Origin of the sequence: Aquimarina agarivorans (assembly GCF_000218485.1) — a bacterium.
Classification (GTDB): domain Bacteria; phylum Bacteroidota; class Bacteroidia; order Flavobacteriales; family Flavobacteriaceae; genus Aquimarina; species Aquimarina agarivorans.
The window spans coordinates 16,467-35,060 of sequence record NZ_AFPB01000178.1; the positions used below are offsets into that span (position 1 = coordinate 16,467).

Here is an 18,594-nt window from a genome sequence, read left to right on the forward strand (position 1 = left end):
TATAATTGCAGGAGTAAAAGTTATCAACAATCACTTAACAAAAGTTAAATCAAATAGCTTTCAAAAGATATTAACAGTTGTTTTTAAATATAAACATCTATTCTATTTAATTTTGCTCAAAACAACAAATAATGAGCTTTTTAGATAAATACGAAGACAAAGTTGCAGAATACAGCGGCGAAATCAAGCAAAATTTAATGCCTTTGATTAGTTGGGATATTCATATGATGAATTTTACCAACCAAAATCAATTGAACAGGGACATCATTGGACTCAAAAAAATTACTGAAAGGTTAAAAATGGATGTTGATGTTATTGAAGAGCTTGTAAACAATAAAGCTGTAATTGTTGTTACTGATGCCAATTTTGTCATTGAGTATGCTTCTAGTAACATGATTGATATGTCGGGATATTTAAATGAAGAGGTGTTAGGAAAAACGCCAAAAATGTTTCAGGGACCAAAAACAGATAAAGTGCTTTCAAAAAAAATTAGAGCATCCGTGGATAAACAGGAGCGTTTTGAAGCAATGCTTGTAAATTATAAAAAAGATAAAACTGAATATAATTGTTATATTAAGGGGTATCCTATTTTTAATAGTAAAGGAGAATTAGTCAAGTACGTAGCAGTAGAACATGCTGCTTAATGATTTAAAATTTTAAAAAAAAGCCGATTGTGAAAACAATCGGCTTTTTTTTGGCAAATAGGTGTTTTCTAAAACTTCACTATTTTTACTAAGAATTCAAATGTCACTTTTTGTAAATGTCTTTTTTTGAATGCTTTAAATTCTGTAATTTTTTAAAATAGTATGCAATCAGTAATTAAATGGTTTGAAAATTCTGAAAATGTCACCAATAAGGCAACGCAAAACTACCGTTCAAGTTTTGAAGTTGAGTTGGCTATACGCAAAGAAATGCTAAAAACATTTACCCAAACCGATTACGAGCTTAATGAGGATATAGATATTGGAATGTTCAAAATTATGGGTCAAAACCCAGATGATCCAGAATCTTGTTACATAGGTAACGTAGTTATTGAGTTTGATGATGGTGTTTGGCTAGCCACTTGGTATATTTCAGGATTTAGGCACTATGCTTATGGCATGCAAGTGAGTTCAAATATTTTGGTGTTTAACTTTTCATATCTCGATTCTGATGAAAACCCTCATACAGGTTTAGTCTCATATACTTTTTTGTCTGAAAACATAGTAAGGGGGCAATGGATTGAAGAAGGGTATTCCGAAAAAGGAATAGAAGAATTACGAAAGTTAGAGGATGATGAGATAGATTTTAATGACATGCATGATGCTAATTTTGGTTTTAGTCTCAATTAATTGTTGTCATTAAAGTAACAGTTTAATTTGTTGAGGTTGGCTTTAAGTGCATAAGCAATTTTTTGGAACAATTTCGTGGATTTGTAATGGTGTTGCTAAATGTACGGTTCACTTTTCTTAGTATTTTCTATTCAGTTATTTTTAGTAACGTTTTGATAGTGTGTTTTTTACTTAGGGTTTGATTTAATTTGAAACACCTTGTTCTTCTTGTGTAATTTGCTGTTTTTTCTTACAAAATGTATTTCAGCATAGATTAATGGTTTGGGTTTGCGTTATATATTTGATCAACTAATTAAAAATATAGATTATGAAAGCGTATTTGCCATTTTTGGTGGGTTTATTAACGTACCAAGTTACCCTTGCTGGTCCGCCTGAACCTAAAGTTGGATATCGTTGGGTGTTAAATAAACAATACTCAGATGAATTCAACGGTAATAAATTGGATGAATCTAAATGGGATAAAAGGTTTAAAGGTTGGAAAGGAAGAAGACCAGCTAAATTTGAACCAAAAACAATCTCAGTAAAAGATGGTACAATGCGAATCAAAAATCAGGTGTCTACTGACCCAGGTGATGGGTATACCATTGATGGCGGTGCGGTTCAGAGTAAAGAAACTACAGCGCACTTTGGTTATTACGAATGCCGATTCAAATCATCAAGAATTGTAATGTCAACCACTTTTTGGTTGTCTAACCCTAAAAGAAGTGTCAACTTCCCAACTAAAAAAAGTAATGGAAATAATTGCTCAAAAGATAGTTTTAGTCAGGAATTAGATATTGCTGAAAGTATAGGTGGTGTTTTTAATGGAACAAGTTCTTTTAGAAATAATATGAACTTTAATACGCATTACCGATACGTAGATTGTAATGGCGGTAGAGAAAAATTCTTTTCCAGAGGAAATAATTCTATTGAAGGAAGCGGGAAAAATAATGCTAAATTAAGTAGCGAATCATGGCAAGACTTCCATACGTACGGAGCGTATTGGAAAAATGCGAATGATGTTTCATTTTATGCGGATAATAAATATGTAGGTGATGTAAAAGTGAGTACTGAAGTAGTAGATAAGCCTTTTCCTGATCCTATGCGAATTAATATGGTAACTGAAACGTATGATTGGGCAAAACCACATCCTTCACCACAGCAATTGCGAAACAACAACATCAATACTTCGTATTATGATTGGATAAGAGCATACGAGTTGGTTCCAATTGATCGTGCTCCAAAAGCAACACGATTTAAGGCGGATCCAGTTTTTAAAGAAAGTGTTTCATTTTTTGAAAATGCGAAGTTAACTGATAGTAACAGAAAATTACAAATTTCGTATACCTACAAGGCAAATACAGACAGAGAGTTTTATGTAAAGGTTTTGGATGCTAACAATAAAGAGGTTTACAATTCAAAATTTAAGGTTTTAGAAGGCTTTGGTAAAAACAGAAAAACAATAAATATTGGACGATCTTTGCCAAATGGGAAATATACTTTTGTAGGAGAAGTTAGAGTGACAGGAACTAATAGAGTTGTTGCAACTACAAGTAGTCAAGGAGTAGTTTCTGGAGGAAATCCAGCACCAGCTCCAAAACCTGCGCCAGCGCCTAAGCCAAATCCAGCACCAGTAAATGGAAGTAATCCAGTAGTTAGTTTTATCAAACCAACAGCTTTCAATTTGGTTGAAGGGAATAATGTAAGCGTTGAGGTTAATGCTACTGACGCCGATGGAATTCAAAATGTAAGCTTGTACATAAATAATACTTTTGTAGGTAGACAAGGTTCCGCTCCCTACAGATTTGGTTTTAGAGAACAGGCATTAAAAAATATGAAACCTGGTTCTTATGAGTTAAAAGCGGTTGCAACTGATAAAAAAGGGAATACGGGAGAAACTAAGATAGTTTTAAATGTAGCTTCAAAAAACGCTCCAAAACCAGCTCCAGCTCCAGTGGCTAATAATAAGCCTAAAGTAAGTTTTTCAAAGCCTACTAATTTAAATGTAGCAGTAGGAGCAACAATTAATGTTGACGTAAAAGCTACTGATGCTGATGGTATACAAAATGTTAAGCTATATGTTAATAATAAATTTGTTAGACAGGAAAATATATTACCATATACATGGGGAGGAAATGATGCCGCTTTAAAGAATTTGAAAAATGGAACGTATGAACTGAAAGCTGTAGCAACTGATAAAAAAGGAGACACGGGAGAGGCTAAAATAACGCTAACGGTATCAAACTCTAATTCAAGTTCAGCTTCAGTAAGTTTAAATGGAACATACAGCATTAAATTTCCATTAACCAATCAGCGTCTGTTAGCCAGAGGACTTGAAGGGTTTAATGCCATTACACATAACTATGGGAAGTGGGATGATCAATTGTGGACAATTAAGCCCGCAGGTAACAATTTGTTTACAATTAAAAATAATGCCAATGGCAGGTATTTAGCGGTAACTGCAAATTGTAATGGCGGCACTAATGTTACAGCAATTAATGGTAAAAACGGAGCAAATACGAATTGGGAAATTGTAAAAGTTGGTAACTTATATTCTTTAAGGCCTCAAAAATGTAAATCATTTGCATTAGATGTAGAACAAGGAGCTGTAGATGGTAACGTACAGCTTTGGAACTTGAATGTGAATAGTAATAATCAAAAATTTGAATTAATTAAAGTTAACGGAAGCAAAATTTTAGATATCAATGATATCAAAATAACTTTAGCGCCAAATCCAGCACAACTATATGTTGATGTTATTGGAGCTTCAATTGATGATGTTATTGTAATTACAAATATTCTAGGGCAGCAATTACAAACTGTGGTGGCAAAAAGTGACGCAGAGCGTATTTCATTATCAAATTATGCAAATGGTGTGTATTTTGTTAAAATCGGTAATACGTTAGCTAAGCGATTAATTATCGCTAATTAAGTTATCCGCGAGCTCTTAATAGGAGTTTGTAAAATATTTATACTGAAAATCAGTTTGTTGTGTTATATTGAAGTAACATAACAAGCTGATTTTTTGTTTATCATACTATGAAAGAAGATTTCCTGTATTATTTATGGAAGTTTCAAAAATTTGAAACTAAGCAACTTAAAACTACCCAAGGAGAAACTGTGGTGGTAAGCAGTGTCGGTTCGCATAACACACAAGCTGCTGGTCCAGACTTCTTTAATGCGCTGGTAAGTATTCAAGGTCAAAAATGGGCAGGCACCATTGAGATTCATGTAAAATCCAGCGATTGGTTTGTACATCAACACCAAAATGATACGAATTATGATAATGTTATTTTGCACGTAGTGTGGGAGCATGATATTGAAGTTTTTAGATCTAATAATACAAGCATTCCAACATTACAGTTAAAAGACTATGTTTCGGTATCAGCACTTAAAAAGTATAAGGACTTGTATGCTAATGCAGGGAATAAATGGATTAACTGCGAAAATCAAATAAAAGAAGTGCCAAAGTTTATCCTTGAAAATTGGTTAGAGCGCATTTATTTCGAACGTTTATCTGATAAATCTATTCCTGTCAATAATCTTTTGAAGGAATGTAAAAATAATTGGGAAGCGGTATGTTTTATTACGTTAGCTAAAGCTTTTGGCGGGAACTCTAATGGAGTAGCTTTTTCTAAAATTGCACATTCTATTCCATTTGGAGTGGTTCAAAAGGCAACCACTTCATTTGAGTTAGAAGCCTTGTTTTTTGGTCAGGCAAATTTACTTATTAGTCATCAGGAAGATCCGTATTATATATCCCTCAAAAAAGAATATGAATACCTAAAACACAAATTTAAATTAACGCAGCAAGCCGGGTTGCAAGTTCAATTTTTTAAACTGCGTCCTTCAAATTTTCCAACCATTCGTTTATCTCAATTGGCAGCTTTTTACAGTTCTGTAAAAAATGTATTTAGCGCCATTTTTAATTGCAATGATATTGATGCCTATGAAAAATTGTTTGACGTAGCAGCAGCTGAATATTGGAAAACCCATTACACATTTGGAAAAATTTCTAAAAAAAGCAGCAAAAAAATAACCAGGATTTTTGTTGAATTACTACTCATAAACGCCATACTGCCATTAAAATTTGCCTATGAAAATTCATTGCAAAAATTTGATGCTATATCCTCTCATTTAGCATTATTAAGAGGTCTAAAACCAGAAAAAAATAGGATCAGTCAACACTATAAAGAGTTCGGTTTTCCTGTTGAAAATGCATTAGATTCACAGGCCTTGCTAACTTTAAAAAAGAGTTACTGTGATCAGCATAAATGTGTAAATTGTGCTATAGGATTTCATTTATTAAATGCTAGTAAGCCGTAGTGTATTGTCATTAAATCTTTCTGATAACACTAAAATTATCCTAATTTTTGCTAATAAAATTACCACGAGTGTTTTTGTAGGTTTTTTCTTTGTTGTTTTGACACTTTGTTGTGTTTAATTAACTTTAACGATATAACCAACTTGAATATAAGCAAAAAGCAGTTTTTTAACTATCGATAATAGGTTTTTTATGCCAGATAAATAGCTGTCTAGTTTGTTTTATTCTTTCCCAAATCTAGTAACACTCAGTGTATTGTGCCTAATATACGCAGTTATGTTAATGGTAACTATTATTTAATGATTAGTAACCAAAAAAATACAGTATGAAGAAAATTACAATTTTAAGCTTTTTAGTAATGCTATCTCAAATATGTGTAGCGCAAACGGAGGATGTATATGACTTGGATCAAATGCATACGCGCCGAAAAATAAGAGGACACAAGCAAATTCCTATTTTAGAATACGTGGTGGAAACAGCAGTTGGTTATTCCGTAAATGGAAGGGTAGATAACCCTTCTAAAATTTCAGGGCAATTTAAAAAAATCGGAAGGTATTTTGTAGTAAACAAAAAATTTTCAAATCTATTCTTTCCAGGTCAGTTAATTACCATTACTGAAGTTTCCAAACATAACTTATTGGTGAGTAATCATGTAGATGTAGCTCAAATGTTATTTGAAGATGTGGCCACAAAAAAACGATACATTGCTGATACAAATTTTTTACAACACTATGCATTTTCCATCAATGGTAAATACAACAAGCATGGTGATCGGTTTGTTGCCTCCAATTAGTTTTAATTAATTTTAACAAATTAAAATTCGAATAAGATAAAAATTATATTTCTGAGTTTGAAAGGCGGTTTTTTACTGCCTTTTTTTATAACGGTAATTGAAATATATGTAAGCTATAGCTACTATAAGGTTTTAGCTAAGGGTTAAAGTTGAAAATATTTAAATGATAATACTTACTTTTGAGTAAATTAACATGAAATGTATAATTTAAGGCATTTTTTAGAAAGAAGAGGATATTACGTATGTTCAAGATTGGCTGACAGTTTAGGTATGCGTACCAAAAATGTTAGGATTTTTTTTATTTATGCCACTTTTGCAACTGTAGGGTTAAGTTTTTTTATCTACCTCACTTTAGCTTTTTGGCTTAAATTGAAAGATTTAATTTATACCAAACGAACATCGGTATTTGATATATAGTCATGCTTACATTTCTTAAGAATAAAGTGTGCCTCGCAATAACGCTATTAACTACATTATTGTTAGTAGGTACAATTGGTTTTCGATTTGTTGCAAATTACAATTGGATTGATTCCTTGTATATGACTGTAATTACGGTAACTACAGTAGGCTATGGGGAGGTGAGTCCTTTAGATGATACAGCAAAATTGTTTGCTGTTTTTTTAATTTTAACCAGTCTGGGGGTAATTGCATTTTCACTTTCTGTTTTAACAGAATACATTATTAGTAAAAGCAATCCTAAATTAATTGAATATAAAAAAATTCAAAAAATGATTTCAGCTTTAGAAGATCATGTAATTATTTGTGGTTATGGACGAAATGGAAAGCAAGTGGCAAAAAAATTAAGTGCACATGAAAAACCATTTTTAATTATTGAAAATAAAAAAGAAATTGTGGATAAATACCAATCAGTAAATCTACCAATGCTACAGGGCAATGCTATTGATGATGCTATTTTGAAACAAGCGGGTGTGTATAAAGCAAATTGTTTAATTACAGCGTTACCAGAGGATGCTGATAATCTATTTATCGTTCTGTCAGCAAGACAAATGAATAAAAATCTCAAAATTATAAGTCGGGCCTCTAAAGCATCATCGTATAAAAAACTGAAACTAGCAGGGGCTGATAATGTGATAATGCCAGATACTATTGGAGGTGATCACATGGCGTCATTGGTGGTAGTACCAGATTTAATTGAGTTTCTGGATAAAATTTCTTTAGTTGGTAAAGGATCGGTTAACGTGGAGGAGGTGCCTTCAGAAAAGATTATTAGCAATGGGGAGATCCAAAGTATTCGTGATTTGGATATTCGATCACGTACGGGATGTACCATCATTGGGTATAAAACACCGCAAGGTAAGTACGTAGTAAATCCTAATGCGGATCAGGTGATAGAGCAGGGTTCGCGTGTAGTGGTGCTTGGTAACGCAAAACAAATTGAAACATTAAACGGAGTTTACAACATATCGTTAAATTTTGATTAGATAATTATTTTAATAGTAGGCATGATAAAAAAAATGAATTTATTAGCATTGTTTTTGCTACAAAGCATGGCAATATTCGCTCAAGAGAAAAAAGGAATTGATGAACAAATCAATGAATGGTTTACACCAATTGCAGGAGCTTGGGAAAAAATTGTACTTTATGACATGCCATTTACAAGCATTCCAATTATTATATTTCTTTTAGTTGGAGGGGCGCTATTTTTTACTATTTATTTTGGATTTATCAACATAGCAAAGTTTGGAACAGCAATCAATGTGGTGCGTGGCAAGTATGATGAAGTAGATGGTCACGGTATTGTTTCTGACAAAAATATAAATAGCGTTGATGGTGATTTACCAGATACTATTAAGGATGAGTCTCAGGAAGGGGAGGTTACTCACTTTCAGGCGTTGGCAACTGCTGTATCGGGAACCGTAGGGAATGGAAATATAGCGGGTGTAGCGCTAGCAATTGCTATTGGGGGTCCTGGAGCTACATTTTGGATGATTCTATGTGGTTTGCTCGGAATGTCGACAAAGTTTGTTGAATGTACCCTAGGGGTTAAATACAGGGATATCGGAGATGACGGCACGGTTTATGGTGGTCCTATGTACTATCTGTCAAAAGGACTCAAAGAGCGAGGATTCGTGCAGTTAGGTAAAGCTTTGGCTGTGGTGTTTGCTATTTTATGTGTTGGGGCGTCTTTTGGTGGTGGTAATGCAGCACAATCCAATCAAGCTGCTATGCAAATTGTGAGTGCTTTCGGAATGTCAGGAGGGAGTGCGCGTACAATTATTGGGCTAATAATTATGGTATTAGTGGGTATAATAATTATTGGAGGAATCAAACGTATTGCTTCGGTAACTGAAAAAGTAGTTCCTTTTATGGCGCTTATGTACATTTTATGTTGTTTATACATTATAATTACCAATATTGGATTTGTAGATGATGCTTTTGGACAAATATTTTCGAAAGCATTTAGTCCTCAAGCAGGTGTTGGTGGTTTAATTGGGGTGTTAATTACAGGATTTAGGCGAGCAGCATTTTCAAATGAAGCAGGGGCTGGTTCAGCTTCTATTGCCCATTCAGCAGTAAAAACAAAATATGCAGCTTCCGAAGGGTTGGTTGCATTGTTGGAGCCTTTTATTGATACTGTAGTTATTTGTACCATGACGGCTTTGGTAATTATAATATTTAATGGTGATGGTTCTCAATTTGCCTATGGTGGCGAAGGGGGAGTGGTAACCATTGCAGGGCAGCAAGTGGAAGGATCAGGGATTACGGCAGCAGCTTTTGGAAAATACATCTCATTTTCAGGGCCATTTTTAACTGTAGCTGTAGTATTGTTTGCTGTTTCAACCATGATCTCATGGTCCTATTATGGCTTACAGTCTTGGATGTTTTTGTTTGGTAAAAGTAAAATAGCTGATTTAGTATATAAAGTGTTATTCTTACTATTTATAGTAATCGGTGCGGCGGGAGATATGTCAGCAGTTTGGGGGTTTTCAGATGCTATGATATTGGCCTTAGTTTTTCCTAATATGATAGGCTTATTTATATTGGCTCCAAAAGTTAAAGATGAAATAAAACGCTATCTGAAAGCAATAAGTATGACTACTGTAAAGGAAAGTTAATGGTTTTTACCCAATCGCATAAAATAGGGATTATAAAACTAGGAATTTTGGTAACAAGCATAATTTTAGGTATTGTGCTTTATACTAAAATTCCTAGAAATAACCCTTCATTTATTCTTGATAAGGAAGCGCAATGCTTTATCGATAATAAAAAACTTGTGCTTGCTGAGTTGGATAAAAAAAAGCAGCATACTTATTATGTAAATTCACTATCAGATTTCACGGGATATCAATTGGGGTTATCTTCAGCTGAAATTGATCGTTTGCTTGCTTATCGCGAAACTGGAAAACGGATATATTCGCAAAAAGAATTTCAGAAAATAACCCAGATAGATCAAACGAAGCTGGATAGTATTAAGTCTCTTTTGAGGTTTCCAAAACAAAAGCTTTCTAAAAAGCAACGTTTGAAACGGAAGCCAAAAAATTCTTATAAATCAATACGGTTAACTAAAAAGCTAAATTTAAATACAGTTTCTGCAAAAGAGTTGCAACAAAAACTTCAATTGCCAAATTTTATAGCCAATAGAATTGTAAGATTTAGGGCTTCTTTAGGAGGATTCAATTCAATTGATCAATTGGATAAAGTTTATGATATTTTACCTTATCAATTGGTGCGGTTAAAAACCAATGGATTTGTAAAAAATACTTCAGAATAACTTAAGTAACTACACCGATTTTTACCAAACAATGAAAAAAATTATAATATTTTTTGTTTAATGATTTTTATTGAACAATAAACATTATGAACAAATCATAAAGTTTGTAAAAATCAAGGAATAAAAGCTAAAGTTTAGTTTTTTGAATAAAATTGAAGGCTGCTCTGCGGATAAGATTGCAAGATTACCCCTATATTTGACTTTAATTTGGGAATAAGCCTATCAATAATTTGGTTCATTATTCAATTTAATAAAATTAAAGGGATAAAAGCAAGGCCAATTATCAATATCAGAATTTAGTTAATATATGAATTTCGATTATTCAGAAACGCAACAAATGGTTGCTGAAGCTGCAAAAAATTTTGCAATACAATACGTAAAGCCTTACGTGATGGAATGGGATGAAAGCCAGTTTTTTCCTGTTGATGTCTTTAAAAAAGCGGGAGAATTAGGTTTTATGGGGGTGTTAGTTCCTGAAGAATACGGCGGATCTGGTTTAGGGTATCACGAGTATATTGCTATCATTGAAGAGATTTCTAAAATAGACCCATCAATTGGTTTGTCGGTGGCTGCACACAACTCTCTGTGTACAAATCATATTTTGCAATTTGGTAATGAAACGCAAAAAAAGAAATGGATACCAAAACTAGCAACTGCTGAATTAATTGGGGCTTGGGGATTAACTGAGCACAATACTGGTAGTGATGCTGGAGGGATGAATACCACAGCTGTTTTGGATGGAGATAATTATGTACTAAATGGGGCAAAAAACTTTATTACCCACGGCCAGTCGGGCGATATTGCTGTAGTAATTGCACGTACGGGTGAAAAAGGGGATTCTCACGGAATGTCTGCTTTTGTTGTAGAGCGCGAAACGGAGGGGTTTCTAGCAGGAAAAAAGGAGAATAAGCTTGGAATGAGGGCGAGTGAAACTGCTGAGTTAGTATTTCAAAATTGTAGAATTCCAAAGGAAAATTTACTAGGTGAATTAGGAGAAGGTTTTATCCAATCAATGAAAATTTTAGATGGTGGAAGAATTTCAATTGGAGCACTTTCTTTAGGTATAGCTAAAGGAGCAGCTGAGGCGGCTAATCAATATTCTAAAGAACGAGTGCAATTTGGTAAGCCTATTAGTAAATTTCAAGGAATCAGCTTTAAACTAGCCGATATGGCTACAAAAATAGAAGCTGCCGAATTAATGGTTCATAAAGCAGGTTATTTGAAAAATAATAACAAAAATATGACGCAAATGGGCGCAATGTGTAAAATGTATGCAAGCGAAATTTGTGTGGAAATAGCTACCGATGCAATACAAGTTTTTGGAGGTTATGGGTATACTAAAGATTACCCGGTGGAAAAATTTTTCAGGGATTCTAAACTATGTACCATAGGAGAAGGAACTACAGAAATACAAAAGTTAGTAATTGCTAGAGAGGTTTTAAAATAATACAAAGCAAAACTAGCAGTCAAAGGGGTTAACAACTCCTTTAAAATAAAAATAAAACAAAAATACTTTGTAGGTTGCAAAAAGGTAGTATATTTGCACCCTAATAATTCTTAAAGAAAGGAGGTCAAACTATGTTAATTATACCAATTAAAGACGGAGAAAATATAGATAGAGCGCTAAAGCGTTTTAAAAGAAAGTTCGATAGAACTGGAACAATGCGCGCACTTAGAGGGCGTCAACAGTTTACGAAGCCTTCTGTAGTTCGTAGAGCTCAAATTCAAAAAGCTCAGTATATACAAGGACTTAGAGATGCAGAAAATATTTAAGTCGTTTGTGTAAACAACGTCTTTTTATGATATAAATAAAAAGCCTTACTTTTTTTGAGTAAGGCTTTTTTTTGGTTTTATAAGTTTGTAGTACCTTTTGTTTTGTATTGGTAATTCAGATAAATATGTTTTACACTGGTTCTGATATTATGTGTCTAGGTAAAGTCAGTAATTTTTTGCTTTGATGAAAAAGAATATAAGCATAGCTTTAGCTGTCCTTGGTGCTTTTCTATTATAGTTATTCGGTAAAGAATATTTTTGGTAGAGAAACTTAATGTAGAAAAAAATAATAAGGATATTTCAAAGGAGTCATGTAATTTAGAGGAAGATGCATTCTATATAAATAGAACCTTAATCAAAGTAAAAAAAATCACATATGGTAATTGATCAATTTAAGGACTATATGCTCTTGGAACGAAATTGTTCTGAGTTAACGGTAAAGGCATATACTGCTGATATTTCTAGTTTCTTGGTCTTTATTGAAGAAGTGTTTGATCACGGTAATTTAATGAAGGTTAATTACGCTGAAATTCGGCAATGGATCATTGTTTTGGTGGATAAGGGAGTTTCGAATCGAAGTGTAAATAGAAAAATAGCATCTCTAAAAGCGTTTTATTTGTTTCTTCAAAAAACCGAGGCTATACTGGTAAGTCCTTTGGTAAAGCATAAATCATTAAAAACGGATGTAAAATCCAAATTACCGTTTTCAGAAGTTGAAATTGCAGATGTGTTTGAGTTGTTTAATGAAGGTTTAGAAGATTTTAATAAGCTACGTGATCGGCTAATTATTGAGGTGTTATATACTACAGGGATTCGTAGGGCGGAACTGGTAGGTTTAACTATTGGGAGTGTTGATATTTCTTTAAAAACATTAAAGGTATTGGGTAAGCGAAATAAAGAACGTATTGTGCCCTTGATTGAGGAGACGGTTTTTTTGTTAAATCGCTATATAACAGTATATAAGCAGCGGTATTCTGCTGATTTTTCAAGTCCTTTGTTTGTGACTAATAAGGGTGTTAAAATTTACGAAAACTTTGTGTTTCGCTTAATAAATTCGTATTTTGGTAAAGTATCTGTTAAAAATAATAAAAGTCCTCATGTTTTGCGTCATTCTTTTGCAACCCATCTATTAAAAAATGGAGCAGATTTGAACGCGGTAAAAGAATTATTGGGACATTCGAGTTTGGCGGCTACTCAAGTATATACGCATAATAATATTGCGGAATTAGCTGAGGTGTACAGGCAATCTCATCCGAGGAATAAAAAAGTTTAAAACGGTTACATATTGTCTAATTATTAAATATATCGTGTATGAAAGTAAATGTTCAATCAGTAAACTTTAATGTAGATCAAAAGTTAGTTTCGTTTACAAATGAAAAATTAAACAAGCTAGAGGGGCACTTCAATAAAATAATTTCTGCAGAAGTTTTTATGAAAGTGCAGAATACAAGTGCTAAGGAAAATAAAATAACAGAAATTTTATTAAATATTCCTGGGGGAGAATTTGTGGCAAAAAAGACGTATAAAACTTTTGAACAGGGTGTAGATCAGTGTCTTAATAGTTTAGAGCGTCAATTGGTTAAATTTAAAGACAAACAAAAAATGAGATTAGTTTAAAATTTTTTCAAAAAAAGTTTTGGCGAATCGTAAAACAGTTATATATTTGCATCCCGTTAGCAATAACGGGGTGCTTTTTTTTAGAAGCGCAATCAGTTAAAAGCCGATATAGCTCAGCTGGCTAGAGCAGCTGATTTGTAATCAGCAGGTCGTGGGTTCGAGTCCCTCTATCGGCTCTTTTAAGTTAAGGTGTTAGGCCTTATGTTTTGAAATATTGATTTTGGGAAGATACTCAAGCGGCCAACGAGGGCAGACTGTAAATCTGCTGTTTTTAACTTCGCAGGTTCGAATCCTGCTCTTCCCACTTTTTTTAAAATAAATACATATATTTGCACGCAATTATGAGTGTAATATAGGCGGGAGTAGCTCAGTTGGTAGAGCGTCAGCCTTCCAAGCTGAATGTCGCCGGTTCGAACCCGGTCTCCCGCTCAAAGATATAGAACTGCACATGGTGTGGTTCTATGTCTATATAAGTAACTCATGTTGCATCAAGCCGGTGTAGCTCAGGGGTAGAGCGTTTCCTTGGTAAGGAAGAGGTCACGAGTTCAACTCTCGTCATTGGCTCATTTTGTAAAGAACAAATTACTTTTACTAAAAATAAAACAAGAATTAAATAACATTCATTATGGCAAAGGGAACTTTTGATCGTTCGAAACCACACTTGAATATCGGTACTATCGGACACGTAGATCACGGTAAAACAACTTTAACTGCTGCAATTACTAAGGTATTAGCTGATGCTGGTCTTTCTGAGGCTAGAGATTTCGATACTATTGATAATGCTCCTGAAGAAAAGGAAAGAGGTATTACTATTAATACATCTCATGTTGAATATCAAACAGCTAACCGTCACTACGCACACGTTGACTGTCCAGGTCACGCCGATTATGTAAAAAACATGGTTACTGGTGCTGCGCAAATGGATGGAGCTATTCTTGTTGTTGCTGCAACTGATGGGCCTATGCCGCAAACACGTGAGCATATCTTATTGGGGCGTCAGGTAGGTATTCCTCGTATCGTTGTTTTCTTAAACAAAGTGGATATGGTGGATGATGAAGAGTTATTAGAATTAGTTGATATGGAGGTAAGAGATTTGCTTTCTTTTTACGACTATGATGGTGACAATGCGCCTGTAGTTGCTGGTTCTGCACTTGGAGCATTAAATGGTGAAAAGAAGTGGGTAGATACAGTATTGGAATTAATGCAAGCTGTTGATGATTATATTGAAGAGCCATTAAGAGAGGTGGATAAAGATTTCTTAATGCCAATTGAAGATGTATTTTCTATTACTGGTCGTGGTACTGTGGCAACTGGTCGTATTGAGACTGGTATAGCTAACACTGGTGATCCTGTTGAAATTATAGGTATGGGAGCTGAAAAATTAACTTCTACAATTACTGGTATCGAAATGTTCCGTCAGATTCTTGATAGAGGTGAGGCTGGAGATAATGCAGGTATTTTGTTAAGAGGTATTGAAAAAACACAGATTTCAAGAGGTATGGTTATTACTAAGCCTGGATCTGTTACTCCACATAAAAAATTCAAAGCTGAGGTATATATCCTTAAAAAAGAAGAAGGTGGACGTCATACTCCATTTCATAATAATTACCGTCCACAGTTTTACGTACGTACAACAGATGTAACTGGTAACATTGCGTTGCCTGATGGAGTTGAAATGGTTATGCCTGGAGATAACTTAACTATTACAGTTGAATTAATTCAGACTATTGCAATGAATGTAGGTTTACGTTTTGCTATCCGTGAAGGAGGTAGAACTGTAGGTGCGGGTCAGGTTACTGAAATTCTTGACTAATTTATTGTAGTGAATAAATAAAAAAGCAAGGTGTTCTTATTTTTTTAGAATACCTTGCTTTTTTTAAATAATATTTTATATTTTTGCACTCCCGTTAAAATACGATTTTAGTGGATGGTGTAAAATAAACGGGTTTAGCTCAGTTGGTAGAGCACTGGTCTCCAAAACCAGGTGTCGTGAGTTCGAGTCTCGCAACCCGTGCAAATACTTAGCAATATGGCAGGAATAGTAAATTATATAACAGAGTCCTTTTCGGAATTAAAGAATAATGTTTCTTGGACTCCAAGGGCTGAAGCACAACGTTTGACAGTAATTGTTGTTGTGTTTTCTGTGTTGTTTTCGTTGGCTATTTGGGGTGTTGATACGGCGTTTAGTAAAGTGATCGAGCAGTACTTTAATATAGTAAAACAGTAATTGCGGATTATGGCTGATTCTAACATTAAGAAATGGTACGTAGTGCGTGCTGTTAGTGGTCAAGAGAACAAAGTTAAAGATTATATAGAGCGCGAAATTTCTCAACAAGGTTTAGATGATTTTGTTGATCAAGTTCTAGTTCCTACTGAAAAAGTTGTTCAAGTACGTAATGGAAAAAAAATAAATAAAGAACGCGTTTATTTTCCTGGTTATATAATGGTTGAGGCTAATTTATCAGGGGAGGTTCCACACATCATTAAGTCTATCAATGGTGTAATTGGTTTTTTAGGTGAGGTGAAAGGTGGAGATCCTGTGCCTTTAAGGAAATCAGAAGTTAATCGGATGTTAGGTAAAGTTGATGAGTTGGCTGTTAAGGTTGATAGTATAGCAATACCGTATACAGAAGGGGAAACGGTAAAAGTTATCGATGGACCATTCAATGGATTTAACGGAACTGTTGAGAAGGTAAACGAAGAGAAGCGTAAATTAGAGGTGATGGTGAAGATTTTTGGACGTAAGACGCCTTTGGAGTTGAGCTATATGCAAGTAGAGAAAGTATAAATAACTATTTTATTTTATATCGGAGTTGTGTTTTTTCTGAGCTTCCACTGAAAGGATGCAATTTCAATAATTATTTTTAAAAATGGCAAAAGAAGTAAGTAAGGTTGTAAAACTACAAGTACGTGGTGGGGCGGCAAATCCATCTCCACCTGTTGGGCCTGCTTTAGGTGCTGCTGGAGTAAATATCATGGAATTTTGTAAGCAATTCAATGGTAGAACTCAGGATAAAGCTGGTAAGGTATTGCCAGTTGCAATTACGGTTTATAAAGATAAGTCTTTTGATTTTGTAATTAAAACTCCTCCTGCAGCGGTGCAAATATTGGAAGCAGCAAAAATTAAAAAAGGTTCAGGAGAGCCTAATAGAAAAAAAGTGGCTACGGTTACTTGGGATCAGTTAAAAGTTATCGCTGAAGATAAAATGCCTGATTTGAACGCTTTTACAGTAGAGTCGGCAATGAGAATGATGGCTGGTACTGCGCGTTCCATGGGTATTAATGTTAAAGGCGATGCGCCATCTTAATCTTTTAAATAGAAAATCATGGCAAAATTGACAAAAAAACAAAAGGAAACGCAAGCTAAAATTGATACTAATAAAGCGTATACAATTGCTGAGGCAGCTTCTTTAGTGAAAGAAGTTTCAACAGTAAATTTTGATGCATCAGTGGATATTGCGGTTAGATTGAATGTTGATCCTAGAAAAGCAAATCAAATGGTACGTGGTGTGGTAACTTTACCGCATGGTACAGGAAAAGATGTGAAAGTGCTTGCTTTAGTTACACCAGATAAAGAAGAAGATGCAAAGGCAGCGGGAGCTGACTACGTTGGGTTGGATGAGTATTTGGCTAAAATTAAAGGAGGTTGGACTGATGTTGATGTGATTGTAACAATGCCTTCAGTAATGGGTAAGTTGGGTCCTTTAGGTAGGGTTTTAGGGCCACGTGGTCTTATGCCAAATCCTAAAACTGGAACTGTAACTATGGATATTGCAAAGGCGGTATCTGATGTAAAAGCTGGTAAAATAGACTTTAAGGTTGATAAAACTGGTATTGTACATGCAGCTGTTGGAAAAGCATCTTTTGATGCGGATAAGTTAGAAGGAAATATAAAAGAACTTGTTAGTACTTTGGTGAAATTAAAGCCGCAAGCTGCTAAAGGAGTTTATGTAAAATCAGCGTACATATCAAGTACAATGAGTCCTGGGATACAATTAGACACTAAAGCATTTGCTGGGTAATTAAGAATAACGATTATGACAAGAGAAGAGAAATCAATAGTAATTGAAAACTTAACTGCTCAGTTAGCTGAAAATAGCAATATTTATATTGCTGATATTTCTGGATTGGATGCAGGTACGACTTCAAATTTACGTAGAGCTTGTTTTAAAGCTAACGTATCACTTTCAGTGGTGAAAAATACATTGCTGGCAAAAGCAATGGAAGCTTCAGATAAAGATTTTGGTGATTTGCCAACTACATTGGTTGGGAATACGTCAATAATGTTTTCTGAAACTGGTAATGGTCCAGCAAAAGTAATTAAAGAATTCCGTAAGAAATCTGAAAAACCTTTATTAAAAGGAGCTTTCGTGGAATCAGCAATATTTGTTGGTGATGAAAACTTAGAGGCACTTGTAAATATCAAGTCTAAGGAAGAAGTTATCGGAGATATTATTGGATTATTACAATCTCCTGCTAAAAATGTTGTTTCTGCGCTTAAATCAAGTGGTGGTAAATTGGCAGGTATCTTAAAAACGTTATCTGAAAAATAGATAACATTAGCGTTTGCGCACAATTATTATATTATATAAAACTATTTAAAACGGTAGAAAATGGCAGATTTAAAAGAATTCGCAGAACAATTAGTAAACTTAACTGTTAAGGAAGTAAATGAATTAGCAGATATCCTTAAAGAGGAGTATGGTATTGAGCCAGCAGCAGCAGCAGTAGCTGTAGCAGCAGGTGGTGGAGCAGCTGGAGGTGATGCTGCTGAAGAAAAAACTGAATTTGATGTAGTATTAAAAGCTGCAGGAAGTTCTAAATTAGCGGTAGTAAAATTAGTTAAGGAATTAACTGGTTTAGGTCTTAAAGATGCTAAAGGATTAGTTGATGATGCTCCAAGTAACATCAAAGAAGGTGTAGCTAAAGATGAAGCTGAAGCATTAAAAGCGCAATTAGAAGAAGCTGGTGCTGAAGTAGAGCTTAAGTAAGCTTTATATTTAAAAAGACAAAGGTTTAGGCCCTGAGATTGTTCTCGGTGGTC

General features: G+C 34.3%; 20 protein-coding genes and 5 tRNA genes. All 25 read left to right on the top strand.

Features of this window, described 5'->3' with window-relative positions; translation table 11 throughout:
• Nucleotides 1–131 precede the first annotated feature (131 nt).
• The 25 genes from GMC_RS0116935 (at nucleotide 132) to rplL (ending at nucleotide 18,541) form a co-directional block, all read left to right on the top strand.
• The gene (locus GMC_RS0116935; RefSeq protein ID WP_010523276.1) at nucleotides 132–644 is read left to right on the top strand and encodes a PAS domain-containing protein; all 513 of its coding nucleotides are present in this window, start codon (nucleotides 132–134) and stop codon (nucleotides 642–644) included.
• A 162-nt stretch (nucleotides 645–806) separates the two neighbouring features.
• Nucleotides 807–1,331: a hypothetical protein gene (locus GMC_RS0116940; RefSeq protein WP_010523277.1), complete on the top strand. Its 525-nt coding sequence runs from the start codon at nucleotides 807–809 to the stop codon at nucleotides 1,329–1,331.
• A 307-nt stretch (nucleotides 1,332–1,638) separates the two neighbouring features.
• Nucleotides 1,639–4,242 (top strand): Ig-like domain-containing protein, encoded by a 2,604-nt coding sequence (locus tag GMC_RS0116945; protein ID WP_010523278.1) that lies wholly within the window; start codon nucleotides 1,639–1,641, stop codon nucleotides 4,240–4,242.
• A 107-nt stretch (nucleotides 4,243–4,349) separates the two neighbouring features.
• Nucleotides 4,350–5,636 carry a DUF2851 family protein gene (locus tag GMC_RS0116950; RefSeq protein WP_010523279.1) on the top strand — a complete coding sequence of 429 codons (1,287 nt, stop codon included), beginning with the start codon at nucleotides 4,350–4,352 and terminating at the stop codon, nucleotides 5,634–5,636.
• Nucleotides 5,637–5,959: 323 nt separating this feature from the next.
• A complete protein-coding gene (locus tag GMC_RS0116955) occupies nucleotides 5,960–6,427 on the top strand; it encodes a hypothetical protein (RefSeq protein ID WP_010523280.1) in 468 nt (155 codons plus the stop codon).
• A gap of 198 nt (nucleotides 6,428–6,625) precedes the next feature.
• The gene (locus tag GMC_RS0116960; RefSeq protein WP_010523281.1) at nucleotides 6,626–6,844 is read left to right on the top strand and encodes a PspC family transcriptional regulator; all 219 of its coding nucleotides are present in this window, start codon (nucleotides 6,626–6,628) and stop codon (nucleotides 6,842–6,844) included.
• A gap of 2 nt (nucleotides 6,845–6,846) precedes the next feature.
• Nucleotides 6,847–7,869 (top strand): potassium channel family protein, encoded by a 1,023-nt coding sequence (locus tag GMC_RS0116965; RefSeq protein ID WP_040472604.1) that lies wholly within the window; start codon nucleotides 6,847–6,849, stop codon nucleotides 7,867–7,869.
• A gap of 33 nt (nucleotides 7,870–7,902) precedes the next feature.
• On the top strand, nucleotides 7,903–9,504 hold the full coding sequence (locus GMC_RS0116970) for an alanine/glycine:cation symporter family protein (RefSeq protein ID WP_010523283.1): 1,602 nt from the start codon (nucleotides 7,903–7,905) through the stop codon (nucleotides 9,502–9,504).
• Nucleotides 9,505–9,551: 47 nt separating this feature from the next.
• Nucleotides 9,552–10,160 carry a ComEA family DNA-binding protein gene (locus GMC_RS0116975; protein WP_238528033.1) on the top strand — a complete coding sequence of 203 codons (609 nt, stop codon included), beginning with the start codon at nucleotides 9,552–9,554 and terminating at the stop codon, nucleotides 10,158–10,160.
• A gap of 307 nt (nucleotides 10,161–10,467) precedes the next feature.
• Nucleotides 10,468–11,607 (top strand): acyl-CoA dehydrogenase family protein, encoded by a 1,140-nt coding sequence (locus GMC_RS0116980; RefSeq protein WP_010523285.1) that lies wholly within the window; start codon nucleotides 10,468–10,470, stop codon nucleotides 11,605–11,607.
• A 131-nt stretch (nucleotides 11,608–11,738) separates the two neighbouring features.
• A complete protein-coding gene (gene rpsU / locus GMC_RS0116985) occupies nucleotides 11,739–11,933 on the top strand; it encodes a 30S ribosomal protein S21 (RefSeq protein WP_010523286.1) in 195 nt (64 codons plus the stop codon).
• A 376-nt stretch (nucleotides 11,934–12,309) separates the two neighbouring features.
• On the top strand, nucleotides 12,310–13,206 hold the full coding sequence (locus tag GMC_RS0116995; protein WP_010523287.1) for a tyrosine-type recombinase/integrase: 897 nt from the start codon (nucleotides 12,310–12,312) through the stop codon (nucleotides 13,204–13,206).
• A 38-nt stretch (nucleotides 13,207–13,244) separates the two neighbouring features.
• On the top strand, nucleotides 13,245–13,550 hold the full coding sequence (hpf, locus tag GMC_RS0117000; protein ID WP_010523288.1) for a ribosome hibernation-promoting factor, HPF/YfiA family: 306 nt from the start codon (nucleotides 13,245–13,247) through the stop codon (nucleotides 13,548–13,550).
• Between the two features lie 102 nt (nucleotides 13,551–13,652).
• Nucleotides 13,653–13,726 (top strand) — tRNA-Thr (locus GMC_RS0117005).
• Nucleotides 13,727–13,772: 46 nt separating this feature from the next.
• Nucleotides 13,773–13,854 (top strand) — tRNA-Tyr (locus tag GMC_RS0117010).
• 52 nt (nucleotides 13,855–13,906) lie between these two features.
• A tRNA-Gly gene (locus GMC_RS0117015) sits at nucleotides 13,907–13,979 on the top strand.
• 63 nt (nucleotides 13,980–14,042) lie between these two features.
• A tRNA-Thr gene (locus tag GMC_RS0117020) sits at nucleotides 14,043–14,114 on the top strand.
• Between the two features lie 61 nt (nucleotides 14,115–14,175).
• Complete coding sequence (gene tuf / locus GMC_RS0117025; protein WP_010523289.1) at nucleotides 14,176–15,363, top strand: elongation factor Tu; 1,188 nt, start codon at nucleotides 14,176–14,178, stop codon at nucleotides 15,361–15,363.
• Nucleotides 15,364–15,491: 128 nt separating this feature from the next.
• Nucleotides 15,492–15,564, top strand: a tRNA-Trp gene (locus GMC_RS0117030).
• A 15-nt stretch (nucleotides 15,565–15,579) separates the two neighbouring features.
• The gene (gene secE / locus GMC_RS0117035) at nucleotides 15,580–15,777 is read left to right on the top strand and encodes a preprotein translocase subunit SecE (RefSeq protein WP_010523290.1); all 198 of its coding nucleotides are present in this window, start codon (nucleotides 15,580–15,582) and stop codon (nucleotides 15,775–15,777) included.
• A gap of 9 nt (nucleotides 15,778–15,786) precedes the next feature.
• On the top strand, nucleotides 15,787–16,338 hold the full coding sequence (nusG, locus tag GMC_RS0117040; RefSeq protein WP_010523291.1) for a transcription termination/antitermination protein NusG: 552 nt from the start codon (nucleotides 15,787–15,789) through the stop codon (nucleotides 16,336–16,338).
• Nucleotides 16,339–16,420: 82 nt separating this feature from the next.
• Nucleotides 16,421–16,858: a 50S ribosomal protein L11 gene (rplK, locus tag GMC_RS0117045; RefSeq protein ID WP_010523292.1), complete on the top strand. Its 438-nt coding sequence runs from the start codon at nucleotides 16,421–16,423 to the stop codon at nucleotides 16,856–16,858.
• A gap of 18 nt (nucleotides 16,859–16,876) precedes the next feature.
• Complete coding sequence (rplA, locus tag GMC_RS0117050) at nucleotides 16,877–17,572, top strand: 50S ribosomal protein L1 (RefSeq protein ID WP_010523293.1); 696 nt, start codon at nucleotides 16,877–16,879, stop codon at nucleotides 17,570–17,572.
• Nucleotides 17,573–17,587: 15 nt separating this feature from the next.
• Nucleotides 17,588–18,103 (top strand): 50S ribosomal protein L10, encoded by a 516-nt coding sequence (rplJ, locus tag GMC_RS0117055; protein WP_010523294.1) that lies wholly within the window; start codon nucleotides 17,588–17,590, stop codon nucleotides 18,101–18,103.
• 60 nt (nucleotides 18,104–18,163) lie between these two features.
• Nucleotides 18,164–18,541 (top strand): 50S ribosomal protein L7/L12, encoded by a 378-nt coding sequence (gene rplL / locus GMC_RS0117060; protein WP_010523295.1) that lies wholly within the window; start codon nucleotides 18,164–18,166, stop codon nucleotides 18,539–18,541.
• Nucleotides 18,542–18,594 lie beyond the last annotated feature (53 nt).

Bases quoted from the DNA above. Each gene is read 5' to 3' on its own strand.
- GMC_RS0116935 (WP_010523276.1), top strand. From the start codon at position 132: ATGAGCTTTTTAGATAAATACGAAGACAAAGTTGCAGAATACAGCGGC.
- GMC_RS0116940 (WP_010523277.1), top strand. From the start codon at position 807: ATGCAATCAGTAATTAAATGGTTTGAAAATTCTGAAAATGTCACCAAT.
- GMC_RS0116945 (WP_010523278.1), top strand. From the start codon at position 1,639: ATGAAAGCGTATTTGCCATTTTTGGTGGGTTTATTAACGTACCAAGTT.
- GMC_RS0116950 (WP_010523279.1), top strand. From the start codon at position 4,350: ATGAAAGAAGATTTCCTGTATTATTTATGGAAGTTTCAAAAATTTGAA.
- GMC_RS0116955 (WP_010523280.1), top strand. From the start codon at position 5,960: ATGAAGAAAATTACAATTTTAAGCTTTTTAGTAATGCTATCTCAAATA.
- GMC_RS0116960 (WP_010523281.1), top strand. From the start codon at position 6,626: ATGTATAATTTAAGGCATTTTTTAGAAAGAAGAGGATATTACGTATGT.
- GMC_RS0116965 (WP_040472604.1), top strand. From the start codon at position 6,847: ATGCTTACATTTCTTAAGAATAAAGTGTGCCTCGCAATAACGCTATTA.
- GMC_RS0116970 (WP_010523283.1), top strand. From the start codon at position 7,903: ATGAATTTATTAGCATTGTTTTTGCTACAAAGCATGGCAATATTCGCT.
- GMC_RS0116980 (WP_010523285.1), top strand. From the start codon at position 10,468: ATGAATTTCGATTATTCAGAAACGCAACAAATGGTTGCTGAAGCTGCA.
- rpsU (WP_010523286.1), top strand. From the start codon at position 11,739: ATGTTAATTATACCAATTAAAGACGGAGAAAATATAGATAGAGCGCTA.
- GMC_RS0116995 (WP_010523287.1), top strand. From the start codon at position 12,310: ATGGTAATTGATCAATTTAAGGACTATATGCTCTTGGAACGAAATTGT.
- hpf (WP_010523288.1), top strand. From the start codon at position 13,245: ATGAAAGTAAATGTTCAATCAGTAAACTTTAATGTAGATCAAAAGTTA.
- tuf (WP_010523289.1), top strand. From the start codon at position 14,176: ATGGCAAAGGGAACTTTTGATCGTTCGAAACCACACTTGAATATCGGT.
- secE (WP_010523290.1), top strand. From the start codon at position 15,580: ATGGCAGGAATAGTAAATTATATAACAGAGTCCTTTTCGGAATTAAAG.
- nusG (WP_010523291.1), top strand. From the start codon at position 15,787: ATGGCTGATTCTAACATTAAGAAATGGTACGTAGTGCGTGCTGTTAGT.
- rplK (WP_010523292.1), top strand. From the start codon at position 16,421: ATGGCAAAAGAAGTAAGTAAGGTTGTAAAACTACAAGTACGTGGTGGG.
- rplA (WP_010523293.1), top strand. From the start codon at position 16,877: ATGGCAAAATTGACAAAAAAACAAAAGGAAACGCAAGCTAAAATTGAT.
- rplJ (WP_010523294.1), top strand. From the start codon at position 17,588: ATGACAAGAGAAGAGAAATCAATAGTAATTGAAAACTTAACTGCTCAG.
- rplL (WP_010523295.1), top strand. From the start codon at position 18,164: ATGGCAGATTTAAAAGAATTCGCAGAACAATTAGTAAACTTAACTGTT.